The sequence below is a fragment of the Bradyrhizobium dasycarpum genome (assembly GCF_042019905.1).
In the GTDB taxonomy this organism is placed as follows: Bacteria; Pseudomonadota; Alphaproteobacteria; order Rhizobiales; family Xanthobacteraceae; genus Bradyrhizobium; species Bradyrhizobium japonicum_B.
The window spans coordinates 4,633,308-4,658,644 of the sequence record NZ_CP169574.1; the positions used below are offsets into that span (position 1 = coordinate 4,633,308).

The 25,337-nt window shown below is 62.2% G+C and carries 28 protein-coding genes and 1 pseudogene; 16 read left to right on the forward strand and 13 right to left on the reverse strand.

Annotated elements, in window-relative coordinates:
- Nucleotides 1-26 precede the first annotated feature (26 nt).
- Nucleotides 27-653 carry a hypothetical protein gene (locus ACETMP_RS22165; protein WP_375157865.1) on the reverse strand — a complete coding sequence of 209 codons (627 nt, stop codon included), beginning with the start codon at nt 651-653 and terminating at the stop codon, nt 27-29.
- A gap of 11 nt (nt 654-664) precedes the next feature.
- Between ACETMP_RS22165 and ACETMP_RS22170 the strand changes: the two genes are divergently transcribed.
- The gene (locus ACETMP_RS22170) at nt 665-958 is read left to right on the forward strand and encodes a hypothetical protein (protein ID WP_375157866.1); all 294 of its coding nucleotides are present in this window, start codon (nt 665-667) and stop codon (nt 956-958) included.
- Nucleotides 959-1,555: 597 nt separating this feature from the next.
- On the opposite strand, the gene ACETMP_RS22175 is transcribed toward ACETMP_RS22170, so the two are convergent.
- From ACETMP_RS22175 to ACETMP_RS22185, 3 genes are all read right to left on the reverse strand, one after another.
- Nucleotides 1,556-3,196 carry a hypothetical protein gene (locus tag ACETMP_RS22175; RefSeq protein ID WP_375157867.1) on the reverse strand — a complete coding sequence of 547 codons (1,641 nt, stop codon included), beginning with the start codon at nt 3,194-3,196 and terminating at the stop codon, nt 1,556-1,558.
- 350 nt (nt 3,197-3,546) lie between these two features.
- A complete protein-coding gene (locus ACETMP_RS22180; protein WP_375157868.1) occupies nt 3,547-4,401 on the reverse strand; it encodes a hypothetical protein in 855 nt (284 codons plus the stop codon).
- Nucleotides 4,402-4,665: 264 nt separating this feature from the next.
- Nucleotides 4,666-5,268, reverse strand: a complete 603-nt coding sequence (locus ACETMP_RS22185; RefSeq protein WP_375162060.1) for a hypothetical protein — start codon at nt 5,266-5,268, stop codon at nt 4,666-4,668.
- Here ACETMP_RS22185 and ACETMP_RS22190 point away from each other — a divergent pair.
- The 4 genes and pseudogenes from ACETMP_RS22190 to ACETMP_RS22205 all read left to right on the forward strand — a co-directional run.
- A pseudogene (locus ACETMP_RS22190) lies at nt 5,234-5,782 on the forward strand (SOS response-associated peptidase family protein); the annotation flags it as partial. The gene ACETMP_RS22185 and the pseudogene ACETMP_RS22190 overlap by 35 nt on opposite strands.
- A gap of 126 nt (nt 5,783-5,908) precedes the next feature.
- A complete protein-coding gene (locus ACETMP_RS22195) occupies nt 5,909-6,175 on the forward strand; it encodes a hypothetical protein (protein ID WP_375157869.1) in 267 nt (88 codons plus the stop codon).
- A gap of 380 nt (nt 6,176-6,555) precedes the next feature.
- Nucleotides 6,556-7,347, forward strand: a complete 792-nt coding sequence (locus ACETMP_RS22200; RefSeq protein WP_375157870.1) for an alpha/beta fold hydrolase — start codon at nt 6,556-6,558, stop codon at nt 7,345-7,347.
- Nucleotides 7,347-8,474 (forward strand): PAS domain-containing sensor histidine kinase, encoded by a 1,128-nt coding sequence (locus tag ACETMP_RS22205; protein WP_375157871.1) that lies wholly within the window; start codon nt 7,347-7,349, stop codon nt 8,472-8,474. Before ACETMP_RS22200 ends, ACETMP_RS22205 begins: the two co-directional genes overlap by 1 nt.
- A gap of 332 nt (nt 8,475-8,806) precedes the next feature.
- Here the strand turns inward: ACETMP_RS22205 and ACETMP_RS22210 are convergent, their stop codons facing one another.
- Nucleotides 8,807-9,742, reverse strand: a complete 936-nt coding sequence (locus ACETMP_RS22210) for a Ku protein (RefSeq protein WP_375161963.1) — start codon at nt 9,740-9,742, stop codon at nt 8,807-8,809.
- A gap of 159 nt (nt 9,743-9,901) precedes the next feature.
- Here ACETMP_RS22210 and ACETMP_RS22215 point away from each other — a divergent pair, with 159 nt between their 5' ends.
- The gene (locus tag ACETMP_RS22215) at nt 9,902-10,129 is read left to right on the forward strand and encodes a hypothetical protein (RefSeq protein WP_375157872.1); all 228 of its coding nucleotides are present in this window, start codon (nt 9,902-9,904) and stop codon (nt 10,127-10,129) included.
- Nucleotide 10,130: 1 nt separating this feature from the next.
- Nucleotides 10,131-10,379, forward strand: coding sequence for a hypothetical protein (locus tag ACETMP_RS22220; RefSeq protein WP_375157873.1), 249 nt, complete (start codon nt 10,131-10,133; stop codon nt 10,377-10,379).
- A 44-nt stretch (nt 10,380-10,423) separates the two neighbouring features.
- Here ACETMP_RS22220 and ACETMP_RS22225 read toward each other — a convergent pair whose 3' ends face one another.
- The 7 genes from ACETMP_RS22225 to ACETMP_RS22255 all read right to left on the reverse strand — a co-directional run bounded on the left by ACETMP_RS22225 (nt 10,424) and on the right by ACETMP_RS22255 (nt 14,152).
- Nucleotides 10,424-10,888, reverse strand: a complete 465-nt coding sequence (locus ACETMP_RS22225) for a hypothetical protein (RefSeq protein ID WP_375157874.1) — start codon at nt 10,886-10,888, stop codon at nt 10,424-10,426.
- 73 nt (nt 10,889-10,961) lie between these two features.
- Nucleotides 10,962-11,126: a hypothetical protein gene (locus ACETMP_RS22230; RefSeq protein WP_375157875.1), complete on the reverse strand. Its 165-nt coding sequence runs from the start codon at nt 11,124-11,126 to the stop codon at nt 10,962-10,964.
- A gap of 376 nt (nt 11,127-11,502) precedes the next feature.
- On the reverse strand, nt 11,503-11,889 hold the full coding sequence (locus ACETMP_RS22235; protein ID WP_375157876.1) for a response regulator: 387 nt from the start codon (nt 11,887-11,889) through the stop codon (nt 11,503-11,505).
- A gap of 36 nt (nt 11,890-11,925) precedes the next feature.
- Nucleotides 11,926-12,114 carry a hypothetical protein gene (locus ACETMP_RS22240; protein WP_375157877.1) on the reverse strand — a complete coding sequence of 63 codons (189 nt, stop codon included), beginning with the start codon at nt 12,112-12,114 and terminating at the stop codon, nt 11,926-11,928.
- Between the two features lie 304 nt (nt 12,115-12,418).
- A complete protein-coding gene (locus ACETMP_RS22245; RefSeq protein ID WP_375157878.1) occupies nt 12,419-13,024 on the reverse strand; it encodes a sensor histidine kinase in 606 nt (201 codons plus the stop codon).
- A 27-nt stretch (nt 13,025-13,051) separates the two neighbouring features.
- Nucleotides 13,052-13,372, reverse strand: coding sequence for a hypothetical protein (locus ACETMP_RS22250; protein ID WP_375157879.1), 321 nt, complete (start codon nt 13,370-13,372; stop codon nt 13,052-13,054).
- Nucleotides 13,373-13,936: 564 nt separating this feature from the next.
- Nucleotides 13,937-14,152, reverse strand: coding sequence for a hypothetical protein (locus tag ACETMP_RS22255; protein WP_375157880.1), 216 nt, complete (start codon nt 14,150-14,152; stop codon nt 13,937-13,939).
- Between the two features lie 365 nt (nt 14,153-14,517).
- On the opposite strand from ACETMP_RS22255, the gene ACETMP_RS22260 reads away from it, so the two are divergent.
- Nucleotides 14,518-14,784 carry a hypothetical protein gene (locus ACETMP_RS22260; RefSeq protein WP_375157881.1) on the forward strand — a complete coding sequence of 89 codons (267 nt, stop codon included), beginning with the start codon at nt 14,518-14,520 and terminating at the stop codon, nt 14,782-14,784.
- Nucleotides 14,785-14,858: 74 nt separating this feature from the next.
- Nucleotides 14,859-15,260 carry a hypothetical protein gene (locus ACETMP_RS22265; RefSeq protein ID WP_375157882.1) on the forward strand — a complete coding sequence of 134 codons (402 nt, stop codon included), beginning with the start codon at nt 14,859-14,861 and terminating at the stop codon, nt 15,258-15,260.
- A 21-nt stretch (nt 15,261-15,281) separates the two neighbouring features.
- Here ACETMP_RS22265 and ACETMP_RS22270 read toward each other — a convergent pair whose 3' ends face one another.
- Entirely contained in the window at nt 15,282-16,157 is an 876-nt protein-coding gene (locus ACETMP_RS22270) for a ferritin family protein (RefSeq protein ID WP_375157883.1), read from the reverse strand.
- A 202-nt stretch (nt 16,158-16,359) separates the two neighbouring features.
- Between ACETMP_RS22270 and ACETMP_RS22275 the strand changes: the two genes are divergently transcribed.
- The 7 genes from ACETMP_RS22275 to ACETMP_RS22305 are packed head-to-tail and all read left to right on the forward strand — an operon-like array spanning nt 16,360 to nt 25,320.
- On the forward strand, nt 16,360-18,672 hold the full coding sequence (locus ACETMP_RS22275; RefSeq protein ID WP_375157884.1) for a 4Fe-4S binding protein: 2,313 nt from the start codon (nt 16,360-16,362) through the stop codon (nt 18,670-18,672).
- A 23-nt stretch (nt 18,673-18,695) separates the two neighbouring features.
- On the forward strand, nt 18,696-20,642 hold the full coding sequence (gene nosZ / locus ACETMP_RS22280) for a TAT-dependent nitrous-oxide reductase (protein WP_375157885.1): 1,947 nt from the start codon (nt 18,696-18,698) through the stop codon (nt 20,640-20,642).
- Between the two features lie 32 nt (nt 20,643-20,674).
- On the forward strand, nt 20,675-22,018 hold the full coding sequence (locus ACETMP_RS22285; RefSeq protein WP_375161964.1) for a nitrous oxide reductase family maturation protein NosD: 1,344 nt from the start codon (nt 20,675-20,677) through the stop codon (nt 22,016-22,018).
- The gene (locus ACETMP_RS22290; protein WP_375157886.1) at nt 22,015-22,935 is read left to right on the forward strand and encodes an ABC transporter ATP-binding protein; all 921 of its coding nucleotides are present in this window, start codon (nt 22,015-22,017) and stop codon (nt 22,933-22,935) included. Before ACETMP_RS22285 ends, ACETMP_RS22290 begins: the two co-directional genes overlap by 4 nt.
- A complete protein-coding gene (locus ACETMP_RS22295) occupies nt 22,932-23,759 on the forward strand; it encodes an ABC transporter permease (protein WP_375157887.1) in 828 nt (275 codons plus the stop codon). The genes ACETMP_RS22290 and ACETMP_RS22295 overlap by 4 nt, the downstream gene beginning before the upstream one ends.
- Nucleotides 23,756-24,328, forward strand: coding sequence for a nitrous oxide reductase accessory protein NosL (locus ACETMP_RS22300; RefSeq protein ID WP_375157888.1), 573 nt, complete (start codon nt 23,756-23,758; stop codon nt 24,326-24,328). The genes ACETMP_RS22295 and ACETMP_RS22300 overlap by 4 nt, the downstream gene beginning before the upstream one ends.
- On the forward strand, nt 24,325-25,320 hold the full coding sequence (locus tag ACETMP_RS22305; RefSeq protein WP_375157889.1) for an FAD:protein FMN transferase: 996 nt from the start codon (nt 24,325-24,327) through the stop codon (nt 25,318-25,320). The genes ACETMP_RS22300 and ACETMP_RS22305 overlap by 4 nt, the downstream gene beginning before the upstream one ends.
- The last annotated feature ends 17 nt before the right edge of the window (nt 25,321-25,337 follow it).

A 25,337-nucleotide genomic window follows, 5' to 3' on the forward strand; every position in this document is an offset into this window, starting at 1 on the left:
CGTCTTCGGTGGGCCTTGTCGGCTGGTCAGAATTTGATCTTCGGTATCAATTGACCTGGATTGTTGATCACGGAGTTGGAGCCCCCCGTTATTTGACCTGGATTGTTGATGATCGAGTTGGGGCCGCCCGTGAGCTGGCCCGGATTGTTGATCACGGAATTCGGACCGCCCGTAAGTTGGCCTGGATTGTTGATGACCGAATTCGGTCCGCCGAATATCTGCCGAGGGTTGTTGATGATGGAGTTCGGACCGCCGGCGAGTTGGGAGGGGTTGTTGAAGACCGAATTCGGGCCCCCGAATATCTGGGCGGGATTGTGAACCACGGAATTGGGACCGCCCGCGATCTGGCCGAACGTGCGAGCGACCCAGCCGTTCCGTCCGACCAGGTCGTTGTTGTCTCCGAAGCAGCCGTCGCTGCCGCCGAAGCCGTGCTGAAAGCACTTTTGCAATTCCCTTGCGGTCCATCGGCTGACCATGCACCCGCCCGCCGCATAAGGCTGACCGCCCGTCGTCACGACGCATTGGACCGCTATCTGTTGTTCGGGATTTAGGTTCAAGTTCAGATAGCGGGTGCCGGCGCACGTGGCGAATTGCTGGAAGTCGGCCCCCGAATCCGCCGCACATTCGACGGCCACGGCCTGCTCCTTCGTCAATCTCGAGGCCGATGAAGTTCTTGGCCGCGCAGGTCGCGAAATCGGACGCGTCGTTGGCGGTGGAAGCGCAGTCCAGAAGTTGCCTCTGCTGCGGCGTCAAACGGTTTCCGACGATGGAGCTGGCGCATGAAAGGAAGTCGTCTTCTTCGCCGCCGGATTTCATGGCGCAGTTCGCGAGGATGCGCTGGTCGCTATTCAGCGTGATGCCCGCCCTTGCTGCGGCACACCGTGCGAAATCCGCCTGTGTCCTCGACGAAACCGCACAGTCGAGGACCGAGTGGTCGCGTTGCTGGAGGATGACTTGAGCGCCGGTGCATTCCACGAACCCTGCGACATCGCTGCCTCGAGCGTGGGCGCAGGCGACGGCAATTTCTTCCGACGACGCGCCTGGCCGAGGCGGCGTGATGCCGGGGCCGGTTGTGCCGCCCGGAATCGGCTGGAAGGAAGCTACCGGCGGTGGCGGTGGAGGGAGTGGTGCTATCGCCGGCCCGCCAAGAGGCACAACGGCCGGTGGAGGCATCGGATGTGTCATGATCCATTGTTGGACCTGCGCACACGGGCCGGGCCCCAACGGGCCCGCGCATATTGGACCTTGCGGCCCGTTTCCGATGACCTGAAGTCCCTGTGCTGCCGCTGCACTCGTCAGGACGAAAAGCATGAAAGAAATAAAAAACGGCGTTCTTACAGGCATGGACGCCTCCGCCAAAAATCCACTTATAATTGATTCCAGCGCGGATGCATGCTGTCAAGCTTGGTCGAATAGTGACCCCACCGGCGCCGCCGGGATCCCTTGAAGCTATTGATTTCGCTCAATGGGATAATGGGACCCCAACGCCGATCATGGTCGGCCCCCGCGCCGAAACACATATTAGAGAGCAGCTCAGGTTTCAATGCCAGATTTGCTACTTAGTCTCGAGGCTTATTCGTGTTCCGCCCCTGCATTTTCCATTGTTGTTTTGTCTTGCCGCCTCCGCAATGGCGAGGTCGTCGTTCGTAATTTGAATCGTTTTGAGAATCCCGTTGCCTTTTGTTTCATCGATCGCGTCGACAAGCATACGAAGTCCCAGAATTTCTTGGATTTGGTAGACTCCATCCGCTGAGCCAGCCTTGAGCGGAAGCGCCAGCATGATCATGTCAAATGCCCCAGCGCCTACTGTCGGCTTCAAAAAGAAGCAACCGAACCGTAGAAATCCTGCGTCATTCAGTCGTGAGACCAATTGATCCGGCGTAACGTCTGCGTCTGTGAGTGCTATGGTTTTGCTCTCGTCTTCCAAGCGCACTGGATTCTTGATCTGACTGTTGAGCGCAGCTTTCGCTTCATCCCTCTTGGGATCCTCGGCTTTCATTTGGGAGACGACGGATAAGAGATTGGCGAGTCCGTTGCCGAAAGGTCGCGCGAACTCGGCGCTTAGCGGAGTATGATCGAAGCGGTTGTTGATTGCACTCAATGTTAGAGCTTTGAGCGCTCCGTAATCTTTATTATAGGGGAATCTAAAATCAACGATGTCGGTTGCGTTGTATTTGTTTCCGATGCAATCAAGCCGGTTGTTAAGATCACTCGGGAAAGCATCTTGCGCGACGTAGCCGAAGATGAAGCTGCTATCCTTCCTATTGAAGCTGTAGTTCTTGGCTAATAGATTGGCGAACTTGCCGCACTTATCGCGAAGATTGGCCGCCGTGATGTCCTTCATTACAGAGTTCGAAATGTTGTCGAACGTATCGTAGAAGCTTTGCTGCAAGTATTTGTCAGATATGATGAGCGAAGCGACATCGGACACCTCCGTCACCTTCATTTCGATTCGGCTATAGCTTGTCGCTATGATGGTAGGCTTACTACCGACGCGGATGTTTGTAGCCACTGTCGCGCGCCGCGGGTCGCTGTTCAAAGCCGTCACTACAGTCTTAAGTGGATCCTCCGCTGTGCCTGCCGCTTTCGCCTTTTCTGAAATGACACCGGCGAGAGGGCCGGCAAACACTGCCGGAGCTATACCGACTAGCATCTTCGCGGCCTGAAAAATGATGGTGCCGCCAAGCGATAGGTTTTTTGTATCGGTTAGCGAAAAGCTCACGGTCAGCACCGGGCTCTTTCCGCTGATCAAGAATGTTTCCGAGCAGGTATCGTTCTGAAAATCCTGGATTGTCCCAGCAGCATCTTTCGCGAAGCTGAATACGGTGATCAATTTTGTCGGGTCGCTAGGTATAGCTCCAGATCCCGCTGTTTTTGAAATCCAGAGTGTTTGCGCGACGAAGGTGCTTTCTTTGATAAGCAAGCCTTCAGATACGAGTTTTGCGGTGTCGGGATTCGACTTACATTTCAGCGAAACGACGTAGAACTTTGTTGGATCTAGTCCCGAACTGCCCTTGGGCGGCTCAATCCGAGGTTTCAATGCCGAAACCTCTGGCGTCTGATGAATGCCCCAGAAGGCATTCCACCCATCCTCAAAAAAACCAAGAACGGGATCGCGTTTTGACGCTGCCGAGACTGACTGAAGGTTGCAAAGGAGAAAAAGGAAAATAATAGCGCTACGACCACCGAAATTCATTTTGGCTCCCCATCGAAATAGTTCGAGCTTACCAACACAGCGGGAGATAGCAAGGCAGCATTCGACAACCGTACACTAACGTGTTGCACCCGCCGGCGGCCACGCGGTCCCGAAAGCTCCGAGCAATGCTCAAATCGAAGTGGCTGATGATCGATGGCGAAGGTCAGAAGGTCATCGAATGCTGTAAGGCTCGGGGTTACAATAGCTCAGATAGAAGAGGGCCGATGGAGCGGACCGTCACGATCCCTAGCCACCCGCCAGATCGCGAGCAGACGTCATGGTGGTCGTAGACCTCCGGAGCGTCGCCAAAACGAACGCCATCGCGGACCACGTGAACAGCCGGAGGCTGCTCAGAACCCGAAGCCGAGCGTCGGTGTATCGGCAAAATATCGTCCGAGGGCGGCCTGGTATGAGACCTGAAAAGCAGGATCGGTAGCCGCGTCGATGACCTGATCGACCACCGCCTCCTCGATGGCATGACTGGCTTCGGGTGGGATGACGCAGGTACGACTTGCGCCGCAATTTCTGTGCTCGTCCTGCAGCATCATGCGCACCGTCCTACCGTGTTCCGCGGTTTCACGAGGCAGCAGATATTTCGTTCCAGCCTCCTGGAGCCCAATATGGAATGGGGTCTCGAACAACAGGCATTTGCCGTCGGCCTGCCGGAGGATGCGCCACGTCAGGATCATTGCGTTTTCTTCCCGCGCGATCGCCACCTGCACCCGGCCTGTCTTGAAGACTTCGATTTCCTCAAAGGTGGGCTTCCTCAATTCGCACACCATCATCAAGCTCTGCGGCGCAATGTGCCCTCCGATTAGGATCGTGGAGGCTCCGCCTGAAGGCATGACAAGACCGGTCGGTTTGCCGACTTTGAACTGGCAGTCTGCCACGCCAAAGATCGGAGCGGAGTACCGGATGCGGGCCCTCAGCTCCTCCACAGAAGAGCGGGCCGGGGCCTCGTCGCCTTCCGGGCCTGAACTTCCGACAACCACACCAAACCCAGGAAGAGCTTCGCCCTTGCCGAGCGTGAAGTACGCGTCGAACCGACCCAGTGCGTCCTCGTTGACGTACAAGATATCTCCATTGGGAAGGCGGGTGACATCCTGGATGCAGCCATGGACGACGTCCTGAATCCCCTTCAACGTCTTCGGAATGTCCCTTTCGAAGACATCGCGCCGGTATGGATCGACAACCAGAACTCTCATTTGACACTCCATTTTTTGGTAACATCCCGCCGCATCAACCTTTTGATCGCTGCGCTATCCCGCCCCGGACCTATTCCGTCTCAAACTCATGCTGTCGGTTCGAACGTCTATCTCCCAGCCCAGCAAGCTCCAACCGTCATCTGATCGATTCTTTTTCGGACGGCGCCTCCCGGCCTTTTCGGTATTCCGCCGATCTGCACACTAGTCGGCCGGACGCGCCGCGATCGTCTCGTGTCTCGCCGAGCATGCTTCGTCGCTGGGCCGTCAGGTGGCAGTGCGCCGAGCCGCTCTTTCGGCTTTGTCCGCGGCGATCTGCTGCGGGGAGCGCCGCGTGCGCTTGAGAGGCGCCGCCGGCCGGTTCAAGGCGGGGACCTTGAATCTCGGGAAGAGGGCCATCTCCTTTGCGAGCACCGGCACCTTTCGTTTGCCGTACCGCGCCCCGGTCCCGCTCTTGCTTTCATGGCCGCACATGTAGTCGCACAACTCCGGCTTCATCTTCGTGCCGCGCACGATCTCGCGCCAGAGGTGGCGCCAGCAGTGGTTGGGCTGCACGTCGGTGATCTTGAGCGTATCGCGCACCCATTCTCCCAGCCGCTCGGCGACCTTGTGCCATTGGGGATTGGCTCCCTTTCCTCCGCAGGCGCGGACGGGATCGTAGAACAGCGGCTTGCCGAGCTTGCGGCGTACTTCGACATAGACCATGAACTTCTGCTCGAGCAGATGCTTGTGGACCGACACGCGGCGCAGCCGTTTGCCTTTTGTGATCTCGGGTCTCAGCACGAAGCACCAATGACCGAGAATCTGTTGGACGTCGGACGGCAAAAGCGAGGTGATGCCGTCGTCGTCGAAAGCGCTGATGGACGCCACCAAGAAGCGCGCCAAGAAGCTGCAGGCCAAGGGCAAGACCATCGACTTCAAGGAATTGCTCCGGATGGAGCCGGACGGCGGCACCACCAACATCCGCAACGTGAAGTCCAAGCACTGGACGCGATGGCCGGGTCCGGAGCACCGCTGCGTGGTGCCGTTCAATTCGTTCAGCGAGTTCAACAAGGCCGACGGCGGCGACATCTGGTTTGCGCTCGACGAGTCCCGCCCACTCCTGTGCTTCGCCGGCATCTGGACCAACTGGACGTCGGTCCGGAAGGTTAAGGAGGGAGAGACTACGAACGACCTCTACGCTTTCCTGACGACGGAGCCTAACGCGGAGGTCGGCGCGATCCACCCGAAGGCCATGCCGGTGATCCTCACGACGCCGGAAGAGGTCGAGACCTGGATGACCGCGCCTCCCGACCAGGCGCTTAAGCTCCAGCGGCCCCTCCCGGACGGGGCGCTCCGGATCGTCGCCCGCGGCGTGAAGGAAGATCCGGCGCCGGCCGCGTAGGTTCTGCACAGCCCTGCGGAACACGTGGACAAGCCGAAGCCCCGGCATTTCGGAATCCCTGACCCGTGCTAACCGCCAGGAACGAGCCGGCGGTCCCAAGGATTCGTCCCGGCAGGAGCCGTCTCGATGCTGATGACGAAGGAAAGACCAAGGGCGATCCGGACGCTGCGCGGCTGGGCGATTCACGTGCTGCAGGAGGCGGGCGCCATCCACGAATGCGAGGAGCACGGCTGGGCGAAGGACCGGTCCGATCCGCATGCGCGAGAGCACGCGTTGGAAACAGCTAGGCAGGACCCGCCGGAGGGCTTGTCTCCGGATCAAGCGGTCGCCGAGGTGCGCGAAGTGCTCGATTCGATCGGCGACACCTGCCCGGAGTGCCAGCCCGAGGAGTAGCCGTTCGACCAAGAACGGCAGCAGCGGAACCTCCCCGTACCTCAGACGTTCGAAACTGATTGCGGACGTATCGACGGTTGGCAGATCGCGGAGCGGTGCCGAGAGCGCGATCCGGGGCTCCCCGTGATCTATGTGACCGGCTTTTCCCCGGTCGAGGCCAGGCCGGTCCCGGATAGTCTGACACTCCACAAACCGTACCATCCGGACCGCATCGTCGAGGCCATCAGGACGATGGGCAAGGAAAGGCCGAGCCTCGATTGAAATCCGAAACATCCCCCTCGACCCAGGTACTCCGGCCGGTCCGGGAAGAGATCGGTTGGCGAGCCAAGCGGGCGCGACTACGATAACAAAGACCTCCCGAAAACAAGAAGAGGCTAGGGATGCCGGGCGTGATGGAACGAAACAATGTCCACCTCCGGGGAGCCGGCAGCAGGGGGATGATGTTCGCTCACGGCTTCGGCTGCGACCAGAACATGTGGCGGTTCGTGGCGCCCGCTTTCGAGAAGGACTTCAAGACGGTCGTGTTCGACCACGTGGGCGCCGGCGGCTCCGATCTATCGGCGTACGACCGGAGCAAGTATTCCAGCCTGGGCGGGTACGCGGACGACGTGGTGGAAATCGGCCGCGAGCTAGATCTCCAGGACGCCGTCTTCGTCGGTCATTCGGTCAGCGGCATGATCGGGGTGCTCGCCGCACAGAAGGCGCCCGGCATGTTCGGCAAGCTGGTGCTCATCGGCCCCTCCGCTCGTTACATCGACGACGAAGGCTATGTGGGCGGGTTCAGCGCAAAGCAGATCGAGGAGCTCCTCCAGTTTCTGGAATCCAACCATATGGGCTGGTCCGCGCAGATGGCGCCGGCGATCATGGGCAATCCGGATCGCCCAGAGCTTGGAGCCGAGCTCACCAACAGCTTCTGCCGAACGGATCCCGAGATCGCAAAGGCATTCGCCCGCGTGACCTTCACTTCCGACAACCGCAAGGATCTTCCGTTCGTCAGCGTTCCGACCCTGGTCCTGCAGTGTAGCGAGGACATCATCGCATCGCAGGAGGTAGGCGATTACGTGAACCGCAGCATTCCAAAAAGCCGGATGATCGTTCTGAAGGCGACCGGCCATTGTCCCAACCTCAGCGCGCCGGACGAAGTCGTCGATGCGATGCGGACCTTTGTCTAATGGACGACTCCGCTCCCGACTTCCAGGATCTGATCGAGAATGCACCCTGCGGCTACATCACCGTGCAGGCGAACGGCCGCGTCGATCAGGTGAACCGGACCTTCCTGGAGTGGAGCGGGCATTCCGCGGAGCAGATGATCGGGAAGCGCTTCAGCGATTTCCTCACGATCCCGGGCCGCATCTACTATGAGACGCACATCATGCCCCTCCTGCGGATGCAGGGCTCCTTCCACGAATTCGCCATCGACATGCTCGCTGCGGACGATACCCCGCTGCAGATGATCGCGAACGCGAACGAGCGCCGCGATCCGGACGGGAAGCTGCTGCTGATACGTCTTGCGCTGATCAAGGCGACGGATCGGCGGCGCTACGAACAGGAGCTTCTGGCCGCCCGCGAGCTGGCGGTCACCGCCGAGAGGGCGACCAAGGAAGTGCTGCGCCTCGAGCATCAGAGTTCCGAGTTGCGCGAGCAGTTCATCGCCGTGCTCGGCCACGACCTTCGCAATCCGCTCGCATCCATCAGCGCCGGCGCGCGCATCCTCGACCGGACCGCGCAGAGCGAAAAAGAGCACCAGATCATCGCAATGATGCAGACCACGATCATGCGGATGGCTGCGATGATCGACAACGTGCTCGACTTCGCGCGCGGCCGGCTGGGCGGCGGCATTGCTCTGGAAACGGATGCCGACAAGCCGCTCGAACCTGTCCTGACGCAGGTCGTCGATGAGCTCCGACTGGCTTCGGCGGGGCGGGAAATCCAAACCGACTTCAAGATAGATCGGCCGATACCATGCGATCGCACCCGAATCGGCCAGCTCCTGTCCAACCTTCTGGGCAATGCTCTGACACACGGAGCGGCAAACAAGCCCGTCGTCGTTCGTGCCGCTACGGCCGGGGCCACCTTCGAGCTTTGGGTCTCCAATGCCGGAGAGCCTATCCCGCCTGACACGATGGATAAGCTGTTCGAGCCGTTTTTTCGCGGGAAGGCGCGGGCGAGCCGCCAAGGACTGGGTTTGGGTCTCTACATCGCATCCCAAATCGCCAAGGCGCATGCAGGAACTCTGACCGTGACCTCATCGCCCGAGGAGACCCGATTCCTGTTTTCGATGCCGCTAGAGCCCGCCTGAGATCTGCTCGAAACCGCGGCGGATCGGCGGGGATTACCCCTGCTTAGGGGCGCAGTCGCTCGAAAGATCGTTAAAAGGCACTACCAGCCGGCGGGCACCACTCTCAGTCACCGACGGCGGCTAAACCACATTCCGAGCACGAAGCCGACGGCCAGCGATTGGAGCGGCGCCTCGACGGTGGCCTTGCGGAGGCGGTCTGCCCAAACGGCGGCGGCGTCTTGAATCGATCGGCCGGCGCGCTTCTGCAGCCTGCTCCTGCTCGTTCACTAGGCCGGAGGCTTCCGTCATCGCCGAGGCTTCCTTGATATCCATGCCGCTCTCCTAATCTTGGGTCAGGCGGACCTTCGCTGCGGCTTGCCCGCGGGCTTCTTTGCCGCTGCTTCCTTCGCCGGCTTCTTGCCCGCGATCGGCATCAGCATCTCCTTTTGGCCTGCCGATGCCTTCTTCGGCTTCTTGGCGGACGTTGCCGCCTTGGCCGGCGCAGCCTCCTGACCAACGCTCCGCCGCAGCGCCTCCATCAGGTTGACAACGTTGGCCGCCGCCGGCTTGTCCTTCGGCGTGATCGGCTTGCCGGCCCGCTTCTGGTTGATGAGCTCGATCAGCGCGGTCTCATAGTGATCCTCGAATTTTTCGGGCTCGAACGATCCAGCCTTCTGGTTCACGATGTGCCTGGCGAGATCGAGCATGTCCTTCGTGACTTTGACGTCCTGGATCTCGTCGAAATACTCCTGCTCGCTGCGCACTTCGTATGGGTAGCGCAGCAGCGTGCCGACCAGGCCGTTGTCCATCGGCTCGAGCGCGATGATGTGCTCGCGGTTGGTCAGCACCACCCGCCCGATCGCAACCTTGTTCATCTCGCGGATGGTCTCGCGGATGACCGCGAAGGCGTCGTGGCCGACTTTTCCGTCCGGACGGATGTAGTAGGGGCGAATTAGGTAGCGCGGATCGATCTCGGCCTTGTCGACGAACTCGTCGATCTCGATGGTCCGCGTGGATTCCAGCGCGATCTCCTCAAGCTCCTCCTTGGTCACCTCGATGAACTGGTCCTTCTCGAGCTGGTAGCCCTTAACGATGTCCTCGTTGGGCACCTCGTCGCCGGGGTCGGCGTCGACTTTCAGGTACTTGATCCGATGACCGGTCTGACGGTTGAGCTGGTTGAACGAGATCTTCTCGCTCTCCGACGTAGCTGGGTAGAGCGCCACGGGACAGGTGACCAACGAGAGACGCAAAAAGCCTTTCCAGTTCGCGCGGGGGCCATGGGTACGCAACGCTCCAGGGTACAGGGACACGGACTCAAGACGAACGAGGCGGCACAGTTCCGACACCTCCGGCCGCCGTCCACGCAATCAAGCCTCTCCCTGCAGCAGCCGCCAGCCATACACGCTCCCGGCGCTTGACTCTCGTGAACAAAATGAGAACATAATCCGATGACCGCTACGCCCGAGCCATCCGGACCGCCTCCCGACGACCTCGATGCCGCCGCCGACCAGGCCATCGCGGCTTGCGGCGGCGACGCCCGGGAAGCCGTCAAGGCGCTGATCGTTGCGAACGGCTTCATGGAGACGCAGGTCGAGGAGCTTCGCGCTTCGGTTTCCGCCGGCTACTCGCGCGGCCGGTTCGAGGTCCCCCGGGACCGAAAGGATTGGTACGACTGAGATGTCCGAGGTCACCTACTACGTCGCCCTACCCTTCGTGGCCGCCGACGACGGCGTCGCCGCCGGCGAGGCGGTCGAGTGCTTCAACCCGAACGCGGCCGTGATGAAAGCCGAGGCGCTTTCGCGGAAGCCCGGCGTCGTTGGCGCCGTCGCGTTCAGCCGCAGCGGGGATCCTGCGACGGGCGACTTCGGAGATGCCACCGTGATCCGGAAGTTCGGCGAGGTGCCGGACGACCTGAGCGCGCTGTGAGCGCGCATCTGCGAAGCCCGTAGTCCTGTGGACCCGGTGACGACCTACTTGCCGCTGAGTGACAGGCTGATGCGGGTGACGACGTCGTCCCAGGCGTGCTCTTCTTCGGCGGGATAGTTGATCAGTACGCAATGGACCAGCCGCCCTGAGAAGTTGCAGCGGTCGTAGAAAACCTTGTCATCCTTGTAGCTGGACACCGCGAAGAAGCGCGGTGTCACCCGCTTGTACTGAATGCGTGAAGGCGGGTGCTTCTTCGCGAGAAACGCGGCGGGTGAATCGTTCGCCACGTTGGGCGCGGCCTGGATCGTGAGGTCGGCGCGTCCGTCGGCGGTTCGGAATCGCTGCCCGTACCCGTCCGGCCGACCGGCTTCTTCCGTGAAGATCGAGGAAGGGAAATCCACGGCGGTGCCGGTCTGCGGAATGGTGTACCTGGTCCATCTCACCGGTTGCGCCGAGACCATGGATGTCGAGGCGACGAGTGCTAACGCAAGGGCCATCGTCGATTTCATCGCATTTCCCTCCGGGTCAGGACGGGAAAAACCGGCGAGGCCGAGTACGTTCCAGAGTCGGACATTTCGACGGCTAGTCGACTCCGCTGGCCGGTCCGTCGGGACCCAGCAAGGTCAGTGCGGTCTCGATCTTCGCAAGAAGCCGCTCGATTTCCTCCCGCTCGTTTGGACCAGGATCGGATTCGAGGCGCTCTAGAAGCTGCTGTTTCTGTGCCAGCAGATTGTGCACAGTCGACATCGCGCCTTCCACTCAATCGCCGACGGGCCCGAGCCGCTGCCGCCTAGAAAATTCCAAGAAGAGCAAAGACCGCGACCTCACCTACGAAGGCGACCGTCATAAGGGATACTGTGAGAACCACATCGCTGATCGGCATAGGGGCCATCGCTACCGCCTTCCGCTCAAGCCCCTGTGTTGAATTCCTGAGGGCATGAAAAGGTTTCGGTTCCGGCAGCAGGGTTCCCGGTGTAATCTCCTTGCTGGGCAGGACGGTTCAATGGGGGCGCGTTATGCGAGTCCTTGAGGTGTCGTGCTGGTGCGTGACGGCAGCAGGCCTGGCGATTGTGGTCGCGGTCGTCACGCTGCTCTGAAGTCGGCAACGCGGCCCCGCGCCCCGTCAGACCGGCGTCGAGCCTGCATTTAGAAGCTGCGAGATCGCCGTCACCAGTTGCGCCGGCGCGAACGGTATTTCGATCAAGATGCTGTTCGGCACGCCTTGCGACTTCCATTCGTCGGAGTGCCCGCCGGTCATGTAGACGATCGGAAAGTCCGGATCGATCTCGCGGATCCGCCGAGCAAGGACCCAGCCATTCAGTCCGGCGCCGATGCCGATATCGGTGAGCAAGGCGCGATATCCCGAGGCGTCGTCTTGGAACCGGGAAAGCGCCTCTTCACCGGATGGCGCGATGTCGGCCTGGAATCCGCCGTCCGCGAGAGCATCCTCGACGATTTGCTGGATGGAGACTTCATCCTCGGCCACCAGAATGCGAACGGGATCGGTCACCCACGGGTCCATTGCGCAGAACTAGCCCGAAATGGACTACCCGCCGGCGGCGTCGGGCGCCTCGTCACCGGCATCATGGCGAGGTCGGTCGGCCTGCTCCTTCAAGTCGGCGGCCTTTTCGACCAGGCCAGCCGCGAGCTCCGGATCGGCTACCGCCTTCGCGTATTTGAGCAGCGTCGCAGCCTGCCGATTTGAAATACTCTTGTCCCGCCACGTCCTCACCACGCACGACCACCCGCCCACGCCCAAAGGAAAGTACGTCTTCCGAGAATCGTTCCCCGAAATGTACAAAAGTGAACATTTCGGGCCCGACCCGCCGAACGATTCCTTGTGCCGAATGTTGGCAAGGGCGAGGAGGATAGCTGGCATCAATGAGGAATCCCGTCAGCCCAGACGAGCTACCCGGCCGCGCTGTTGCCGCGGAGGTAGGAGAACGCCTGCAGAAGATCATGGGGGTGGAGACGGAACTTCCGCCTTTCCTGAAATCACTGCTCGATCGCCTGCGCGAGTCGGAAGAGCGGCCCGCAAACTAGGCCACCGAAGCAGCACGCACGCGGACGCGCAGCCCCGGGCTGAGCCGTTCGTATGTGATCTCGCCCTCGAGCTGCTGGGTTAGCAGCTGGATGATCCGAGAGCCCAATCCGGCCGGATCGGCTGCGGCCGAGACGCCGACGCCATTGTCGGAGACCGACAACTCGATTCCTTCTCTGTTCGACAGAGAGACTGTGATGTGGCCGGCAGTCTCGTTCGGGAATGCGTATTTGAGAGAGTTGGTGACGAGCTCGTTGGTGATGATACCGATCGCAAGCGCCTTGTTGTGCGGCAGCGAGAAATCCTCGCATGACACCTGAAAAGCCACTGGCGCGGAAGGCAATAGCGACTCGAACACCTTTTCGACCACGTCGTTCAGAAAATAGCGCATGTTGACGGAGCGCGAGTCCTCCTTCGGTGAAAGATGGTCGTACACCTCCGCCATCACCTGCAGTCTCCGTGCGGTGGCTTCGAGCGGACGCGCGAGTTCGGGGCCGCTGTGCCTTGCCTCCAGGCGGATCATGCTGCCGAGGATCGCCAGATTGTTCTTGGTCCGGTGCGCCAGTTCCTGCAGCAGCAAGGCTTTGGTCTTGTCCGCCATCATGACGCGGCGGAGCTCGATGCGCTGAAATTAGGCGATCACGGCAGTCCCGGCCGCGGTGATCGCGAACAGCGCATTGGTCGACAGGTAGTCGAGCGCGAATTCGCCGGGGTAGCTGAGGTAGGCGCCCACTATGACGGCCATGGCCGCCGCCAAAATGCCGGACCCGTGGTCGAAGATCAGGCCCGAGATGAACACGCCCGGCAGCAGCAGGAAGAACCCTGGCGCGCCGGTCTGCATCCGAAGGCCCATCTGCAGAACGGCGCAGACGACCATGATGCAGGCCGAGATGCTGTAGCGCGCAAGTCTCGGGATCTGGTGCTCCAGAACCAGCCGGTAGAGCCTGTTCATGAAAGCCAAACAGCCGAGCGTGAATTGACGTTCCGGCCGCAGCTGCAGCAATTCCGAGTGCGATGGATGCGGAGCGCGGGAACCAACGCAGATCACAAGATTTCAGTCCTTCGCAGTCTCGGAGCGAAAGGCTGCGACAATGAGCTCGGACAGGCGCGCAAGGCCAGCCAAATGAAATGGATGCTCGTAGTTCTGGTTGGCGGTGTAACCCCGGTCAATACCGATCTGGTGTTCGAGAAGTTCTCGAGTGCCTCGCTGCCGAAGAGCAGATGCGCAAGCACTACGCGGATGCGTTCGGGGCTTGGGACCGATGGGCCGCCCCCAACTTCGAGCGGCGACGCGAATACTCCAAGGCACGCGAACTTCAAGCCAAACGGCTGCTGAGAAACATGGGCACATGCGTCCCCCACGGCGGCGATCAGCCCAACGTCGCCGCTTCTCAGCAGCCGCCCACGAGCACGCCATCGCCGCAGCCACCGGCGCAACCATCTCCGACCCCGCAGCCAAGCCCTCGGACGTGACGCCACGAGCAGGGTACGAACCCATGAGGCAGGAGGCGCTAAGTCAGTGGCACCGGCGAATATGCCGAACCACCACGTTGCCGTTGGGGCCGCGGTCCCTGATCACAACGATGCGGCATTCATAGCGATTGTACGCTCGAAAGTGCCGATGGTGATGGTGATAGCCGGGACCCTCCTTGATCACCACGCGCTCCGCCATGGCGGGCCCGGCGATTCCGACACAGGTCAATGCGACAATACCAAGGATCAGTCGTTTCATTCACGGAGCTCCGAGCCACTACCTGACTAATCATCGGTCAGGCCGCGCGTTCCGAACGTCGCGGCGGCGAGCGAGCCCGATTGTCACATCGTCGAAAGTCTGAGAAAATTCGGAGGGCTCGTAGCCTCGGCGAATGCCGTGAGGCGAGCGCAAGCTGTCGACAACGCCATCCGAACCGCCTCGCAGGCCGCGCATTGGACTTGAGCTGTGTCAAAGTGAACAAAGGGGTTTCGTTCTAGGCTCTGTTGCGGGTCGGGCGCCTCGGCGCTCTCGATTCCGATGAAGGGGGCTCCGGACTCCTAGGCACCCGGGCACCGCTTCATGGCCCGCTAGGCAACGGGCGGCTCGCATGCGGGAACGCCATCATGTCGCTCAGTGCTCATTCGGACGATCTGACTGCCGTCGTGCAGTACGCGCTCGAAACGACCCGAGCCACCGCCGTCTGTCCCTTCCACAACGAGGTGATCGTTCGCGTGGGCGACGATGCCGCCGAGAGCCACGCCTTCGAACGCGCCAAGAGGGTCGTCAAAAGCGACGGCTCGACTTGGGACAGCGAAGCACTGAGTCATGAGCTCGCACGCCAGCTCGCCTTGGCGGCGGACGGCCAATGCCCCCGCTGCGCGGCTCCCTAAAACTGAAGCGACCGGAACAGCAACCTCCGTGCTTCGCGTGAGTTTTGAGGCAGAGCATCCTAGGAGGCATACCCATGAACCGCTTTTCCGCCGTGCTGATCGTCGCCGCCATGCTGTCTTTCCCCGCGGCGGCTCAACAAACCTCCAGCTCAGGTGCGGGCGCGCAGTCCACCACGGGCATGAGCAAAGCCGACGACAGAGATCCCATCGGCCTCACGGCAACCCAAAGACAGATGATCGCCTGGAGCATCGCGGGGATCGCCGAAAAGCAACCTTCTCCGCAAGGTTTCGAGCCGAAAGCGGGGGGCAAGCTGCCGGACCAGCTCAAATCCGCCCAGATTCCAGCGAAGCTCCACGAGGTGGCGGAGCCTGTCCGCAGCTACGAGTACGTGATGTTGGAGGACCAGAACCTGCTGCTGGTCAACCCGCAGGACCGGACCATCGCCGATGTGATCCATCTCGACCGCCGGCTTTGAATCGGTCGCGGCGCTCGGGCGTCACTCGGCGCCAAGCGAGCGCAGCCAAGCCAGCCTCGAGATTGCCCGCTCCGCCAGGTGCTGCAAGGCTTCGACGCGCTCGGCATCGCCGGAGCGCTCGGCACCTTCGAGATAGGCGTCGACCAGCGCCTCTGCGACCGTGTGCGCGTCCCGCTGCTCGAGCGTCTCCGGAAAGCTTCCGAAGTCGCCGACCTCGTCGGCCATCCGCATGGTCGTTTCGCGGAGCTCGCGCGTGCGCACCGCAGCCGCCCCTTCCAGACGCCGCTCGAGGGCCGCAAGATGCGTCGCGAGACAAAGCTCAAGCCTTCGCGCGTCGATCCGCTCCGCGCGTAGGCGCGCTTCCTCTGCCCCCGCCCGTTCGTGCTCTCGATGATAGGCACGTCGCCGCTCCTTGCGCAGCGTTGCGACGTGGCCGAGTTCCTCCTTGGCCATCGCCTCCGAAGCCTTCTTGATTTCGGGATCTTTTGAATACGCGGCCAGATAGGACCAGAAGGCGAAGGCGCGTTCCTCGTTGCGCACCGCCATCGCGAGCGCGCGGTAAGGCGTCATCAGATTCGAAGCCTTGATTTCGGCTGTGGCGTCACTGTCGAACGTCTCGGGCGCATCCCAGCGGACAAGGGCGGGATCCGGCCGCTTCCCTCGCCGCGACTGCGACCACCGCTGCACGCTGTCGACGTGTTCGCGCTCGGCCGCCGCGAGATCGCTGAAAACCGTCAGAAGGTCGAAACGATCCTGACGTCGCATCTCTTCGGCGAGTTCCCCGTACTTGGTCGCGGCTTCCTGCTCCATGGCATTAGCGAGCGCGAACAGTTCGTCGAGCGACTGCAGGGTCCCTGCCGGTTCCATCTTCAAGAGCGTGGTTCGCAACAACGGCATGATCTTATTCCTCGGCTGTTTGATGCAGCGCAACTTTCGAGGCCATTCCTATCATTACATAGACCCTCTTGACGCAACTCGATTTGCGTTGGCTCAATCGGTCCTCCCGTCCGGCGTCAACGGCGATCCCGGGACATCAAACATCAAAATTCGAATGGAATGAGCGTGCTCGGGCAGACCCGTTCCCGCTTTGAGGTACTCCATGATCCGGAGTCTTTTCGCCGCCCGAGGGCCTACATCTGCAGCGGCATTTGCAGTCATCGTCGCGATCTGCGCGACGTTATGGGCACATGCGGCACTCGCAGCCGGCGATCTCGCCACTTATCTGCCGAAGGTCGCGCCCGCCGACTTCTTCCAAGGCGCCGACCGATTCGGTCCGCCGAAGGGAGATCCGCCGATCGTTCCGGTCTATCGCGGCGAGCAGTTGCAGGGATTCGTCTACCTCAACTCCCAGTTCGCCAACGCAACAGGTTACTCCGGCAAGCCGATCCAGGTTCTGATCGGCATCGATACCAAGGGCGTGCTCAAGGGGTTTAAGCTTGTCGAGCACAAGGAGCCGATTGTTCTCGTCGGGATTCCGGAGAGGAGGATCCTGGACGCCGTCAACAAGTTGATTGGTGCCGACATGAGCGAGGTGGCGCGCGGCGCCGCGCAGGCGCCCCAGGTCGACATCGTCAGCGGGGCTACGGTGACGGTCCTCGTGTTCGGCGACAGCATCGTCCGTTCCGCGACGAAGCTGATCAAGAGCGGCCGGCTCGGCGCCCAAGGCGATGCAGCCACCAGCGCAGCGCCGCAAGCATCGAAAGCGATTGATCCCGCAAAGAGCGAAGTTCGCGATTGGCAGACGCTCCTCGGTGACGGCTCGGTCCGGCGGCTGTTCCTCTCTGTCGCGGATATCAACAAGGCGTTCGAAAACACCGGCAGCGCGGCCGCCACTGCGCATCCGGAGGCAGGCGATCCCGACGACACATTCATAGATCTCTACGTCGCCGACGTCGCCGTTCCCACGATCGGACGCAGTCTGCTCGGAGACGACGGCTATCAACGGCTTGTTGGCCGTCTTAAGCCAGGTCAGCAGGCGCTCGTCGTCGCCGGAACCGGCCGCTACTCCTTCAAGGGAGCCGCATACGTTCGCGGCGGAATTTTCGACCGCATCGAACTGGTTCAGGAGACCAACAGCGTCCGCTTCCGCGACCGCGATCACACCCGGCTCGGCAACCTTGCCGCCGAGGGTGCGCCCGACTTTCCGGAAATCGCGCTGTTCACGGTGCCGCCCGAGCTCGCGTTCGATCCGATTGAACCTTGGGTGCTGCGGCTCCTCGTGCAGCGCGTAGTCGGCGCCCGGGACAAGGCGTTGGTCACCTTCGATCTCGGTTATACCCTTCCTGAGGCCTACCTGAAGCGCCAGGCGCTCCCGGCGCAGCCTCCACAAGCGGCAGCTTCGAAGGCGTCGGCGACCTCCGTTGCCGAGACCCGCGAAGTCGGGACGCCGCCGCCAGCGTCCGACGAAGAGCCGCTGTGGATGCGGATCTGGCGCGCCAACACCGTCAAGGTCGGCTTGACCGTGGCGGCGCTCGGCGCGCTCACCCTCATCTTCTTCTTTCAGAACATGCTGGTTCGACGTCCAGCCGTGTACGTCTGGGTGCGCCGAGGCTACCTGCTCTTCATCCTTGTCTGGCTTGGCTGGTACGCCAACGCGCAGCTCTCCGTCGTCAACGTCCTGACCTTCGCGAATTCCCTATTGACCGGATTCAGCTGGGACTACTTCCTCTCGGCTCCCCTGATCTTCATCCTCTGGGCATCGATTGCGGCCGGGCTGCTGTTCTGGGGCCGTGGACCGTTCTGCGGCTGGCTTTGCCCGTTCGGCGCTCTGCAGGAATTGCTCAACAACGTTGCGCAGGCGCTCAAGGTGCCTCAATTCCGCGTTCCCTGGGGACTTCATGAACGGCTCTGGCCGATCAAGTACATCATCTTCCTCGGCCTGTTCGGGATGTCGCTGTATTCGACGGCCTTCGCGGAACAGCTTGCCGAAGTCGAACCGTTCAAGACCTCCATCATCCTGAAGTTCGCGCGGGAGTGGCCGTTCGTCCTCTATGCGCTCACCCTGCTCGCCGCCGGATTGTTCGTCGAGCGCTTCTTCTGCCGCTACATGTGCCCGCTTGGCGCGGCTCTGGCGATCCCGGGGCGTATCCGCATGTTCGAATGGCTGCGGCGCTGGCCGGAATGCGGCTCGCCCTGTCAGCGCTGCGCCAACGAGTGTCCGGTGCAGGCGATCCATCCGGAAGGTCACATCAACGTCAATGAGTGCATCTACTGCATGCACTGCCAGGAACTCTATTTCGACGACCACCGCTGCCCGCACATGATCCAGGTGCGCCTGAAGCGGGAAAAGCGCCAGGCGATGTCGTCGCCTTCGATGCGCTCCGGCGGCAAGGGTCCGGACACGGTCATCACCGCCGGCGGGAACTCCGTCCGCGCGTCGCCCGCCGACGCTATCACTCCACCTGCAACCTGAAACCGAAAGCCGAGGAGACCATCATGAGCGACAACCAAAACGCAAAGGGCGTCAGCCGACGAACCCTATTGGGGACCACCGCCGCGGCTGCGGGCGTCGGACTCGCCGGCGGAGCTGTGATGAAGGACGGCAGCTTCGTCTCGGTTGCCGATGCGCAGACCAAAGCTGGCGCGCCAAAGGCGCCGCCGGCGCGTCCGGCTGTGCAGAAGACGGAAGTCGCGCCGGGCGAACTCGACGAATACTACGTCTTCTTCTCGAGCGGCCAGTCCGGCGAGATGCGCATCGTCGGCCTGCCTTCGATGCGGGAACTCATGCGCGTCCCCGTCTTCAACCGCTGCAGCGCCACCGGCTGGGGACAGACGAATGAAAGCCTCAAGGTTCTGACCGAAGGATTGCAGCCGGAAACGCGCGAGTTTCTCAAGAGCCGCGGCGGCACCTATATGAATGGCGACCTGCATCATCCTCATATCTCGTTCACCGATGGTACCTATGACGGTCGCTACGCCTTCATGAACGACAAGGCTAATAGCCGCGTCGCACGGGTGCGCCTCGACGTCATGAAATGCGACAAGATCATCGAGTTGCCAAACCAGCACACGGTGCACGGCCTGCGCGTGCAGAAATATCCGCGGACGGGCTATGTGTTCTGCAATGGCGAGGACGCCGTTCCGCTGCCGAACGACGGCAAGATCCTCGACGACAGGAAGCAGTACCGTTCGATCTTCTCGGCGGTCGACGGCGATACAATGAAGGTCGCCTGGCAGGTGATCGTCGACGGCAATCTCGACAACGTCGATGCCGACTACCAGGGCAAATATGCCTTCTCGACCTGCTACAACGCGGAGGAAGGCGTCACCCTCGCCGAAATGACCGCCAACGAGCAGGACTGGGTCGTCATTTTCAACCTGAAGCGGATCGAAGAGGCCGTGAAGAAGGGCGACTTCAAGGAAATGAAAGGCGTGCCGGTCATCGACGGCCGCAAGGGCTCCCCTTACACGCGCTACGTTCCGGTCTCGAACAATCCGCATGGCATGAACACCGCTCCTGATGGGATCCACATCGTTGCGGCCGGAAAGCTCTCACCGACCGTCACCGTGATGGACGTGCGGCTGTTCGATCAATTGTTCGACGACAAGATCAAGCCGCGCGACGTCGTCGTGGCCGAGCCCGAACTCGGCCTCGGACCGCTGCATACGGCTTACGACGGAAAGGGCAACGCCTACACCACCCTGTTCCTCGACAGCCAGGTCTGCAAGTGGAACATCGACCTCGCCAAGCGGGCGTTTAAGGGCGAGAAGGTCGACCCCATCATCCAGAAGCTCGACGTGCACTATCAACCCGGTCACAACCACTCCTCGATGGGGCAGACCAAGGAGGCCGACGGAAAATGGCTGATCTCGCTCAACAAGTTCTCGAAGGATCGCTTCCTCAACGTCGGCCCGCTGAAGCCGGAGAACGACCAGTTGATCGACATCTCGGGCGACCAGATGAAGCTGGTCCACGATGGTCCGAGCTTTGCGGAGCCCCACGACGCCACCATCGTGCACCGCTCGAAGATCAATCCGATCTCGATCTGGGATCGCGCCGATCCGATGTTTGCGGATGCAGTCAAGCAGGCCAAGGCTGACGGCATCGACCTGGAAGGTGATTCCAAGGTCATCCGCGACGGCAACAAAGTGCGGGTCTACATGACCTCGACGGCTCCGGCGTTCGGGCTCGAGCAGTTCCAGGTCAAGCAGGGCGATCAGGTCACCGTCTTCATCACCAATATCGACGCGGTCGAGGACCTGACACATGGCTTCAGCATCGTGAATTACGGTATCCAGATGGAAGTCGCGCCGATGGCGACGGCATCGGTGACGTTCAGTGCCGACAAGCCGGGCGTGTACTGGTACTACTGCTCCTGGTTCTGCCATGCGATGCACATGGAGATGAAGGGCCGCATGTTCGTCGAACCGAAATCGGTCTGATCGGGAGCGGCCTCGTGGGTCTGTTGTCGCGCATGTTTCCGGCGGCGCTGGTTGCCGCCGGATTGTCCAGCTTCGCCAATGCGGAGACATTGACGGCTGCGCCCGGCCAGCCGCTGCAGGCGGTGCTGGACAGCGCGCGGGCCGGCGCCGTCGTCAAACTTGCCGCGGGTGAGTATCACGGCTCGATCCAGATCGACCGTCCTTTGGAACTGGTCGGCACCGAGGGCGCGGTGCTCGACGGCGACGGCTCTGGCAACGTCGTCACCGTCAGCGCGCCCGACGTCACCGTCCGCGGCGTGACCATTCGCGGGTCCGGCCGCGATCTGCAGGCGATGAACTCCGGGATCTTCCTGCAGAAGACGGCCGAACGCGCGAAGATCGAGGACAACCGCCTGACGGGAAACCTGTTCGGCGTCTATGTGCATGGCGCCCGCGGCTCCCGCGTCGTCCGCAACGAGATCGAGGGACTGCGCGGGGGACGTCTCAGCGAGGCAGGCAACGGCGTTTCGCTTTGGAATGCGCCCGACGTTACCATCGCAAACAACATTTTCCGCTACGGCCGCGACGGCATCTTCTCGATCTCCAGCAGCAAGGACCGCTTCCTCGACAATCGCTTCGAGCAGGTTCGCTTCGCGGTCCACTACATGTACACAAACGACAGCGAAGTCAGCGGCAACGTTTCGATCGGCAACCATGTCGGTTACGCCGTCATGTATTCGAACCGCCTGGTGATCCGCGGCAACTCCTCCGATCATGATCGCGACTATGGCATGCTCTTCAACTACGCGAACTATGCCCAGATCGAGGACAACCGGGTGATCGGTGGCCCGCTCGGCTCGACTAAACAGAAGGCGGACGACGGCCCCGACGACGAGCGTGGCATGCTTCCGCAAGCCAAACGGGAGAGCACGCTTCGGAGTGGCCCCGAGAAATGCGTGTTCATCTACAACACCAATCACAACAAATTCCGCAACAACTGGTTCGAGCGCTGCGCCATCGGCGTGCACTTCACGGCCGGCTCCGAAGGCAACGAGATCACGGGCAACGCCTTCGTCGGCAACGCCAACCAGGTGAAATATGTCGGCACCCGGCACCTCGACTGGTCGATCGGGGGGCGCGGCAACTACTGGAGCGATAACCCGGCATTCGACCTGAACGGAGATGGAATCGCCGACACGGCGTACCGGCCGAACGACCTCATCGATCGGGTGCTGTGGACTGCGCCCGCTGCCAAGGTCCTGATCAACAGCCCCGCCGTCCAGGTGATCCGTCGCTGGGCGCAGGCGCAATTTCCGGCGCTGCTGCCGGGCGGCGTGGTCGACAGCCATCCACTGGTGTCGCCGCCGCAGAACGCTGCGCCGAAGGAAGCGCGATGACCAGCACGGTACGTATCAGCGGCGTCACCAAGTCGTATGGCCAGATCAAGGCCGTACGCGACGCCTCGTTCACGCTCGATCGAGGCGAGCTGGTCGCCTTGATCGGCCACAACGGCGCCGGCAAAACCACGCTCATGAAGCTCATGCTCGGGTTGATCCGGCCGACCAGCGGCGCCATCGAGGTTCTCGGAGACAATCCCGCCGCCGGCGAATTCGCAGGCCGGCGACAGCTCGGCTATCTGCCGGAAAACGTGTCCTTCGATCCTGGCCTCACCGGCCGTGAGACGCAGGCTTTCTACGCCAGGCTGAAGCGAGAGCCGGTTGCCAGAGGCCTAGAACTGCTCGACGCCGTCGGGCTGGGAGCCGCCAGCCGCCGCCGGGTGAGCACCTATTCGAAGGGCATGCGTCAGCGCCTAGGGCTCGCGCAGGCGCTGCTTGGCCAGCCGCGCGTGCTGCTGCTGGACGAGCCGACCACAGGCCTCGATCCGGAGCTGCGCCAGACCTTCTACGACATCATCGCGCGGCTCGCCAACGTGGGCGCGACCGTGCTGCTGTCGTCGCATGCGCTGACCGAACTCGAGGAGCGCGCCGGCCGGGTCATCATCATGAATCGCGGCATCAAGGTCGCGGACGGATCGATCGACGAGCTGCGTCGTCTCGCCCGGCTGCCCACCAGGATCCGCCTCAAGGTGGCGGGCCTCGCGCCGAGCGAGATGCCGCCCTGGGCTCCGCAAGACGCGACCTGCCGCCGTCTGAACGGTCACATCGTCGAGATCGACGCCGCGCCGCAGCGGAAGATCGAGCTTCTGCATCGTGCGACGGCCGCCGGCAATTCCGTCGAGGACGTCGACGTGGTCCCGCCGACCCTCGACGAGCTCTATGCTCATTTCCTCCGGCAATCGGAGCAGGCGCCATGAACGTCCTGATCATCGCCGCCAAGGAAATCCACCAAGCCATCCGCAATCGCTGGGTGCTTGCCGCAACGCTCCTGCTCGCCGGGCTCGCCCTGTCACTGTCCTTTCTCGGCAGCGCACCAATCGGGAACGTCGGCGTCCGCACGCTGGATGTGGTCGTCGTCAGCCTGTCGAGCCTGACCATCTTTCTCGTTCCCCTCATCGCGCTGCTGATTTCGCACGACGCCATCGTCGGCGAGATGGAACGGGGGACGATGCTGTTGCTGCTGAGCTATCCGGTCGCGCGATGGCAGGTGCTGCTCGGCAAGTTCCTGGGACACCTCGCCGTCCTCGCCTTTGCGACCTGTCTCGGCTACGGCGCGGCGGTCGGAGCGCTGGCGGCGACGGGCAGCCAGATTGACGGCGACAGTCTTCTCGCCTTCGCGGCAATGGTGGGCTCCTCGGTGCTGCTGGGCGCCGTTTTCGTCGCGATCGGCTATCTGGTCAGCGCGCTCGTGCGTGACCGCGGAACGGCAGCCGGCATCTGCATCGGATTGTGGCTGCTGCTGGTGCTGATCTACGACATGGCGCTGCTGGGCGTGCTTGCACTCGATCAGGGACGCAGCATCTCCGCGGCCGCGCTCAACGCCATGCTGCTGTCGAATCCGACCGACGCCTACCGGCTGATCAATCTGACCGGATTCGCCAATGTCAGCACCTTCGCCGGCATGGCGGGCCTCGCTCAAAGCACATCCCTGACGATACCGGTGCTTCTGGCCGCCCTGCTGTGCTGGACGCTGCTCCCGCTGGGGCTGGCCGCGCTCGCCTTCTCGCGGAGGGAGCTATGAGGCGCCGAACGATACTTCTCGCTTTGCTCGTGCCGTTCGCGCTTGCGGGCTGCAACGACAAGCAGACTGCCAAGATCCCGCCGCCGCATCGGATGACGGCGGAGGACATGGGCCATTACTGCGGCATGAACGTGCTCGAGCACCCGGGACCGAAGGGCCATATCTTTGCCGCGAGCCTCATGGAGCCCGTGTGGTTCTCGTCGGCGCGGGACACCATCGCCTTCACCATGCTGCCCGACGAGCCCAAGGACATTTTGGCGATCTACGTGTCCGACATGGGCAAGACCCCCGACTGGGACAAGCCGGGCGCCGACAATTGGATCGAGGCGCGCAAGGCGCTGTTCGTGATCGAGAGCCAGGCCAAGAGCGGCATGGGCGGCGACGAGGCCGTTCCGTTCTCCGACCGGGCGGCGGCGGAGAAGTTCGCCGGTGAAAACGGCGGCAGGATCGTCGGCTTCAACGAGGTGCCGCGGGACTATGTCCTAGCCTCGGCGAACACTACAGGCGCAGTTGCGGCCGACGAGACGGCGGAAGGCCCGCCGGGCGAACGACCGAGGAGGACGCCATGACGCCAATCCTGACGCGCCGACGCTTCATCCGGATCAGCGCGGCGGCAGCGGGCTTCGGCCTGCTGTCTTCAGGTCATCCCACTCGTGCAGAGGTCGCGCCGGTGATCTGGCGCGGCACGATGCTGGGCGCGGTTGCGACGTTGGAGATTCACGACGAGGATCGCAGCCGGGCGGAGCGGCTGATCGCGCTCGCCTGCACCGAGGCGCGGCGGCTCGAGCGGCAGTTCAGTCTCTACATGAAGGAATCCGCTCTCGCCGAACTGAACCGGACCGGCATCCTCGTTAGCCCCGCCCCCGAAATGGTCGAACTGCTGACCGCGTCGCAGCGCTACGCGGCGCTGACCGAAGGCGCGTTCGATCCGACAGTGCAGCCCTTGTGGGAGCTCTATGCGGACCACTTTGCACGAGAAGGAGCGGATCCCGCCGGTCCGTCATCGACGGCGATCCAGGCCGCGCTCCGGCGCGTCGGCCACCGCCGACTGTCGGTCAGCCGCGACCGGATTGCGATGTCTCACGGAACGGCCGTGACCCTGAACGGGATCGCGCAGGGTTACGTGACCGACAAGATCGTCGAGCTGCTGCAGGCCCAGGGCATCTCGCACAGCCTGGTGGACATGGGCGAGATCCGAGCGATAGGGGCGCGGCCGGACGGCAGCGCATGGGAAGTGGGCGTCGCCGATCCGAAGGTCGCGGGCCGCACCGCCACGATCGTTCCGATGATCGACCGGGCGGTGTCGACCTCGGGGAGCTACGGGTTCCGGTTCGATGCTGAAGGGCGCTTCAACCACCTGTTCGATCCGGCGACGGGAGGCAGCGCCCATCGTTATCAAAGCGTGACGACCGTCGCTCGAAGCGCCACTGCAGCCGATGCGCTCTCGACCGCGTTCAGCCTGATGCCGGAGGAGCGAATCCGTTGGCTACTACCATACGTCGACGTCGAACGCGTCCATCTCATCGATGCGGCGGGCAAGTCATCCGAAATCACCGCTTGATCGATCGAATTCAAACC